Origin of the sequence: Bradyrhizobium sp. CCH5-F6, assembly GCF_001556045.1 — a bacterium.
Taxonomy (GTDB): domain Bacteria; phylum Pseudomonadota; class Alphaproteobacteria; order Rhizobiales; family Xanthobacteraceae; genus Bradyrhizobium.
Genome location: NZ_LSIC01000107.1, coordinates 58268 through 65056 on the forward strand (window position 1 = coordinate 58268; position 6789 = coordinate 65056).

Consider the following 6789-nt stretch of genomic DNA (forward strand, 5'->3'; position numbering starts at 1 on the left):
ACAGGGGGATGACCGATTGAACCTTGAGGCACCTCAGATACGAATCAAACTTCGCCTCGCCCACCCCGCGAATATCAGTCGCATGCGACAATCAGGCGACATGGCGCCGCAGGGGGCCGCAAGAACCTACAGCCCCGGGGACACGGTGGACGGCCGCGCTGCCGCGCGAGGCCTGTCTCAGTAGAACTTGTGGAAATGATGGATCGGCCCGTGGCCGTGTCCGACGCTGAAGCGGTCGGCGGCGCCGATCGCGGCGCTGATCCAGGCCTTGGCATTGCGCACGGCGGTGTCCAGATCCTCGCCCTTGGCCAGCCCCGCCGCGATCGCCGAGGACAGCGAGCAGCCCGTGCCGTGGGTGTTGCGGGTGGCGATGCGCGGCGCAGCGAGCGCGATCGTGCTTTCGGCGTCAACCAGATAGTCGGTGCTCTCCGCGCCCTCGCCATGCCCGCCCTTGATCAGGACGGCGCGGCAGCCGAGCGCCAGCAGGCGGCGCCCCTGCCCTTCGATCTCGGTCTCGCTTGCCGCCACCGGCTCGTCGAGCAGAGCGGCGGCCTCCGGCAGGTTCGGCGTGATCACGGCGGCCAGCGGGATCAGCCTGGTGCGCAGGGCATCCACGGCTTCGGCGGCCAGCAGGCGATCGCCCGAGGTCGCCACCATGACGGGATCGAGCACGACGTGCCGGGGCGCCCAGCGCGACAAAGCGGCCGCGATGGCATCGATGCTGGCGACCTGGGCCACCATGCCGATCTTCACCGCTCCGATTTCGAGATCGGAGAACACCGCGTCGATCTGCTCGGTGACGAATGCGGCCGGCACGGCGTGGATGCCGGTGACGCCGCGCGTGTTCTGCGCCGTCAGCGCCGTGATCACGGAGGCGCCGTAGACGCCGAGCGCGGCAAAGGTCTTCAGGTCCGCCTGGATACCGGCGCCGCCGCTCGAATCGGAGCCGGCGATGGTGAGTGCGACCGGGGTCGTCATGACGATTTTCCGCGTTTCCAAGCCATGATCCGTCTTAGCAAGCTCGCGCCAAACCCAGCAAGTTCGCTTGCTAAATCCGGCCGGTTTTGGCCTATTAGCTGCCAGCTACGCTTTCGGAGTGCCCGCGATGGTTCCTTTCTTCGTCCAGATCAAATGCAAGCTCGGCCAGTCCTATACGGTGGCCAACGCGCTTGCCGAAGCCGAAATCGCCTCCGAGATCTACTCCACGGCCGGCCAATACGACCTCCTGGTGAAGTTCTACGTCGACAAGGACACCGACATCGGCCATTTCGTGAACGAGAAGGTGCAGGTGCTGCCGGGCATCCAGGACACCCTCACCATCATCACCTTCAAGGCGTTCGGCACCGGCTAGCTTGAGCTGTCCTAGCTTCCCTGCTTGCGTTTCGGCGGCGTCGGCCCGTCCACCGGCGGCAGCGATTTGAGGTACTCCGCCATTGCCGCGAGATCTGTGTCCGGCAATTGCGAGGTGTTCTTGATCACGCGCGTCATCGCGCCGCCGACACTGTCGCCGTCGGGCAGTTCGCCGGTCTTGAGGAAATAGGCGAGATCCTTCGCGCTCCACTCGCCAAGCCGCTTCTGGGTGATGTTCGGCACCCAGCCTTCACCTTCCGGATTTGGCCCGCCGGCAAAGCGCTCGCCGGAGATGATGCCGCCGAGCGCATTGCGCGGGCTGTGGCATTCGGCGCAATGGCCAAAGCTGTTGACGAGATACGCACCGCGATTCCACTGCGGCGACTTGCTGCCGTCGGCAATGAAAGGCTTGCCGTCCATGAACAGGAACTTCCAGATCCCGACATTGCGGCGGATGTTGAAGGGAAAACCGACGTCGTGGTCACGCACCTTGCCTGCAACCGCCGGCAGCGTCTTCAGATAGGCAAACAGATCGAGCACGTCCTCCCGCCTGGCGTGCTGGTACGAGGTGTAGGGAAAGGCCGGAAAGTAGTGCTGCCCTGACGGCGAGACCCCGTGCATCATCGCGTTGACGAAATAGGCGTCCGTCCATTTTCCGATGCCGTCGTTCGGATCCGGCGAGATGTTCGGTGCGTAGAACGTTCCGAACGGCGACTTGATCGCAACACCGGCGCCAAGCCTGAGACGGTCGGGCTGATTGGGAACGGCATGGCAGGACGCGCAGCCGCCGGCGTTGAACATCGCCTCGCCATTGGCGAGATCGGGCGCACGGGCCGGAATAGCGCTCGCAGCCGCCACCACCGGCGCACTGAGCCACCAGTAGAGGCCGGCAGCAGCGATCACAGCAAGCAGCCCCACCAGAATTGTTCGTTGCAACATGCGGACCCATTCACTCGTTGCGGCGAACTTATGACCGATGTCGTCGCGGCTCCAGCCACGAAGAATTTAGCCCGCCCTGGCCGTAGACGGGAATAAACTGAAATGCCGGCTGTTGGAAGTTTGGCAGCCCGTCCGATCCAACAGGGAGTCATGTCATGAACAAGTCCGTCATTGCCGTGTTCGCGCTCGGTGCCGTTGCCTTTGCAGGGTCCGCGAACGCCGAAAAGCTGAAGGCAACGCTGGACGGCAAGGCCGAGGTGCCGGCGACGACCAGCAGCGCCACGGGAACGGCCGATCTCAACTACGATGCCGCCAGCAAGAAACTGTCCTGGACCGTCACTTATTCCGGCCTCTCCGGGCCCGCCACCGCCGCGCATTTCCACGGGCCTGCCGACGCCGGCAAGAACGCAGGCGTTGCCGTCCCGATCCCGAACGCGGCCTCGAGCCCGGTCAAGGGTGAAGCGACCCTCACGGACGCGCAGGCCGCCGATCTGCTCGGCGGCAAGTACTACATCAACATCCACACCGCGGCGAACCCGGGTGGCGAGATCCGCGGTCAGGTGACGAAGTAGGCCTCGAGGCTGTTTCGTCGGAAGGCCGGGCGCTGGAGGGGGCGTCCGGCCTTTTCGATTCCGGGGGCTTAAGCCGCGTTCAGCGCCTGGGCGAGGTCGGCGATCAGGTCCGACGGGTTCTCGATGCCGATCGACAGCCGGATCGTGGAATCCAGCACGCCGATCTTCTTGCGGATGTCGGCGGGAACGCCGGAATGGGTCATGGTTGCGGGCAGGCTCGCAAGCGATTCCGTTCCGCCAAGACTCACCGCCAGCTTGAGGATCTGCAGCGCGTTGAGGAACTTCACCGCCGCCTCCTTGCCGCCTTCGATGTCGAAGGAGAGGGTGGATCCGGCACCGAGACACTGCCTCGCAAACGCGCGCCCGGCCGGCGAGCCCTCCTCGTGATGACCGAGGTAATGGACCTTGGCGACCTTCGGATGATCGCGCAAGAAGTCCGCCACGAGGCGCGCATTGTCGTTGGCCTTCTCCATCCGCAGGCTCAGCGTCTCCAGCGAACGGTTGATCATCCAGCAGGAATGCGGATCGAGCTGGGTCCCGATGGCGCCGCGCAAAGCCTTGATGCCTTTCATGATCGCCTTCGAGCCGAGCGCGGCGCCCGCGATCAAATCGGAATGACCGCCGACATATTTGGTTAGCGAATACAGCGAGAGGTCCGCGCCATGCTCGATCGGCCGCTGAAACACCGGCCCGAGCAGCGTATTGTCGCAGGCGATGATCGGCGTGTGTCCCTGCGCCTTTCCGATCGCATCGGCAACACGGCGGATCATCGCGATGTCGACCAGGCCGTTGGTCGGATTGGCCGGCGTCTCGATCAGGATCATCGACACCCGCCCCTTCCCCATGGCCTCCTCCGACGCCTGCTTGACCGCCGACTCGTCGATGCCATCCGCAAAGCCGACGGCGCCGATCGACAGACGCGCAAGCGTGTTCGTCAGCAGGGTTTCCGTCCCGCCATAGAGCGGCTGTGAATGCAGGATGACGTCGCCGGGGCGAACGAACGCCAGGATGGTGGTGGAGATGGCCGCCATGCCGGATGAGAACAGCGCGCAACTCTCGGTGCGCTCGTAGATCGCGAGCCTGTCCTCGACGATCTCGCTGTTGGGATGATTGAAGCGCGAATAGACGAGGCCCGCGCCCATGCCTTCCGGCGGCTCGCGCCGGCCGGCGACGTAGTCGAAGAAATCCTGCCCGTCTTCGGCCGTCTTGAACACGAAGGTCGAAGTCAGGAACACCGGCGGCTTGATGGCGCCTTCCGACAATTGCGGATCATAGCCATAGGTCAGCATCAAGGTTTCCGGATGCAGGATGTGGTTGCCGATGTGGGTCTTGGACGGGAACGGTTTTGCCATGGCCTGTCTCGCTGTTGATTCAGTTCCTCGCCGCGCGCTGGAACTCCTGACGTCATCGATCGGTCGCATTCGCCGACTCGCATCAACGCCACGGCCGTTGGTGCAAAGATAACTGCCCGGACAACGATCCGTCAGACCTTGCAGACAGAAAAAGGGCGGCTGCCTTCGCAACCGCCCTTGCCGTTCCCGTAGCCCGGATGAGCAAAGCGACATCCGGGATAGGTTCATCAACTCGCACAGGCCTCCCGGATATCGCTTCGCTCATCCGGGCTACGAAAGTATCCGCCTCAGCCATTCTTGATGCGATAGGTCTCGTGGCAGCCGCCGCATTCCTTGCCGATCGCGGGCATGTTCGCCTTGAGCGAGTCGAGATCCTTGATCTTGGCTTTGGCTTCGCCGACGACCTTGGCGAAGCTCGCGATCTTCGCATCGAAGCCGGCCTTGTCCTCCCAGACCTTCGGCGAGGTGCTGTAGTCGCCGTCGAGCTTCACGCCCTTGGCGCTGGCCGGAAACAGGTTCGGCAGCTTCTTGGCGGTATCCTCGAACTGCGCCAGCGCGCTGTCCACCGTGGCCTGGTCGTAGGGCTTCTCGCCCTTGACCATCGCCGACATCGCGCCGGCGTTCTTGCCGTTGCCCTTCATCAAGGCCTGGACCTCCTTGACGGAATCCTGCTGCGCCCAAACGGCGCCCATGCCGAGCAGCAGCGCGCCCCCAACGACCAAAACTCGCTTCATTCGCAAAAATCCTTCTCCTGATGCAGGATCATGCCGACCCCTCGATGAGGCCAACACCGCCTGGCAGATTTCATTCCCTCCCGGCGCGACGACAGATCGTCGCGCAGGGATCGTTGGTTCGACATCCTGTCCGGCAAAACGCGTTCCGCGTCTGCTTGGGGGTCACAGGCTATGGCGCCGGTGATGCTCGCTGATTGCGATCCACACCCGCTCCGGCGTTGCCGGCATGTCGATGTGGTCGATCTTGTATTCGCGCCAGAGCGCGTCGACGATGGCGTTGACGATCGCCGGGCAGGAGCCGATCGCGCCGGCCTCGCCCGCCCCCTTCACCCCCATCGGATTGGTCTTGCAGGGGATGTTGTTGGTCTCGAACACGAAGGCCGGCCCGTCCGCCGCGCGCGGCAGCGCGTAGTCCATGAAGGTCGCGGTGATGAGCTGGCCGTCGGTGGCGCCATACACCACCTGCTCCATCAGCGCCTGGCCGATGCCCTGCATGGCGCCGCCATGCACCTGTCCCGCCAGCAGCAGCGGATTGAGCGTCTTGCCGAAATCGTCGACGATCACGTAGTTGACGATCTTGATGATGCCGGTGGCCGGATCGATCTCGACCTCCGCGACATGGGTGCCGTTCGGATAGGTGCCGTCGGCGCTGGCAAAGGTCGCGCTGCCGTTCAGCTTCGATGGATCGACGCCCGGCCGCTTGGCGAGATCGGCGAACGAGATCGAGCGGTCGGTGCCGGCGATGCGCACCACGCCTTCCGAAATCTCGAGGTCGCCCGCGCTGGCTTCCAGCGCCTGCGCCGCGATCTCCTTCAGCTTCTGGCCGAGCTCGCGCGTGGCACGTTCGACACTGACGCCGCCCGAGGGAATCGAGGCCGAGCCGCCGGTGCCGAGGCCCGTTGCGATCTCGTCGGTGTCGCCCTGGTGGATGTGGACGCGCTCGGGCGCGACGCCGAACTGCTCGGCGACGATCTGCGCATAGGCGGTCTGGTGCCCCTGCCCGCTCGACTGCGTGCCGATCAGAACGGTGACGTCGCCATTGGGATCGAGCCGCACATTGGCGGTCTCCTCGCCCATGGTGCCGCACACCTCGACATAGCTGGCAAGGCCGATGCCGCGGATCAGGCCATGCTTCTTGGCGAGCTTCGCGCGCTTGGGAAACTCCTTCCACTCGGCGATCTCCATCGCGCGCTTCAGATGCGCGGCGAAGTCGCCGGAATCGTAGACCTTGCCGGTAGCGGTCTTGTACGGCAGCGCCTTCGGCTGGATGAAGTTCTTGCGGCGGATCGCGTCCGGCGTCATGTCGAGCTTGCGCGCGCAGGCATCGACCAGGCGCTCGATGACATAGGCCGCCTCAGGCCGGCCTGCGCCGCGATAGGCGTCGACCGGCACGCTGTTGGTGAAGATGGTGCGCACCCGGCAGTGGAACGCCTGGATGTCGTAAAGCCCCGGCAGCATGCCGGCGCCGCCATGCGGGATGTAGGGCCCGAAGGTCGACAGATAAGCGCCCATGTCGCCCATCAGGTCGCAGTCCATCGCCAGGAACTTGCCGTCCTCGGCCAGCGCCATCTTCGCGGTGGTGACGTTGTCGCGGCCCTGCGCATCGCCCATGAAATGCTCGGTGCGATCGGCCGCCCACTTCACCGCCTTCTTCAGCTGCCGCGCCGCGACGGCCATCAGGGCGTATTCCCGGTACGGAAACAGTTTCGTGCCGAAACCGCCGCCGACGTCGGGGCAGATCACCCGCATCTTGTCGGGAGGGATGTTGAGCACGTTCTGGCAAAGGATGTCGCGCAGGCGATGGCTGCCCTGGCTGCCGACCGTCAGCGTCAGATGATCACG

7 protein-coding genes are annotated in these 6789 nt (G+C 64.6%); 2 read left to right on the forward strand and 5 right to left on the reverse strand.

Annotation, left to right across the window (positions count from 1 at the left end; genetic code table 11):
* Positions 1-177 precede the first annotated feature (177 nt).
* Positions 178-978: a bifunctional hydroxymethylpyrimidine kinase/phosphomethylpyrimidine kinase gene (thiD, locus tag AX729_RS19525; RefSeq protein WP_061025941.1), complete on the reverse strand. Its 801-nt coding sequence runs from the start codon at positions 976-978 to the stop codon at positions 178-180.
* 127 nt (positions 979-1105) lie between these two features.
* Here thiD and AX729_RS19530 point away from each other — a divergent pair, with 127 nt between their 5' ends.
* Positions 1106-1351 (forward strand): Lrp/AsnC ligand binding domain-containing protein, encoded by a 246-nt coding sequence (locus AX729_RS19530; protein WP_018642903.1) that lies wholly within the window; start codon positions 1106-1108, stop codon positions 1349-1351.
* A gap of 11 nt (positions 1352-1362) precedes the next feature.
* Here AX729_RS19530 and AX729_RS19535 read toward each other — a convergent pair whose 3' ends face one another.
* On the reverse strand, positions 1363-2289 hold the full coding sequence (locus AX729_RS19535; protein ID WP_061025944.1) for a c-type cytochrome: 927 nt from the start codon (positions 2287-2289) through the stop codon (positions 1363-1365).
* Positions 2290-2444: 155 nt separating this feature from the next.
* Here AX729_RS19535 and AX729_RS19540 point away from each other — a divergent pair, with 155 nt between their 5' ends.
* A complete protein-coding gene (locus tag AX729_RS19540) occupies positions 2445-2861 on the forward strand; it encodes a CHRD domain-containing protein (protein ID WP_061025947.1) in 417 nt (138 codons plus the stop codon).
* 68 nt (positions 2862-2929) lie between these two features.
* Here AX729_RS19540 and AX729_RS19545 read toward each other — a convergent pair whose 3' ends face one another.
* The 3 genes from AX729_RS19545 to AX729_RS19555 form a co-directional block, all read right to left on the reverse strand.
* Positions 2930-4213, reverse strand: a complete 1284-nt coding sequence (locus AX729_RS19545; protein WP_061025948.1) for a cystathionine gamma-synthase family protein — start codon at positions 4211-4213, stop codon at positions 2930-2932.
* Positions 4214-4500: 287 nt separating this feature from the next.
* The gene (locus AX729_RS19550; RefSeq protein WP_061025950.1) at positions 4501-4947 is read right to left on the reverse strand and encodes a c-type cytochrome; all 447 of its coding nucleotides are present in this window, start codon (positions 4945-4947) and stop codon (positions 4501-4503) included.
* Positions 4948-5109: 162 nt separating this feature from the next.
* A partial coding sequence (locus AX729_RS19555; protein ID WP_061025952.1) for a xanthine dehydrogenase family protein molybdopterin-binding subunit occupies positions 5110-6789 on the reverse strand: 1680 nt, incomplete at its 5' end.

Excerpts from the sequence above, each read along its gene's own strand:
- AX729_RS19550 (WP_061025950.1), bottom strand. The coding sequence starts at position 4,947 with ATGAAGCGAGTTTTGGTCGTTGGGGGCGCGCTGCTGCTCGGCATGGGC.
- thiD (WP_061025941.1), bottom strand. The coding sequence starts at position 978 with ATGACGACCCCGGTCGCACTCACCATCGCCGGCTCCGATTCGAGCGGC.
- AX729_RS19545 (WP_061025948.1), bottom strand. The coding sequence starts at position 4,213 with ATGGCAAAACCGTTCCCGTCCAAGACCCACATCGGCAACCACATCCTG.
- AX729_RS19530 (WP_018642903.1), top strand. The coding sequence starts at position 1,106 with ATGGTTCCTTTCTTCGTCCAGATCAAATGCAAGCTCGGCCAGTCCTAT.
- AX729_RS19535 (WP_061025944.1), bottom strand. The coding sequence starts at position 2,289 with ATGTTGCAACGAACAATTCTGGTGGGGCTGCTTGCTGTGATCGCTGCT.
- AX729_RS19540 (WP_061025947.1), top strand. The coding sequence starts at position 2,445 with ATGAACAAGTCCGTCATTGCCGTGTTCGCGCTCGGTGCCGTTGCCTTT.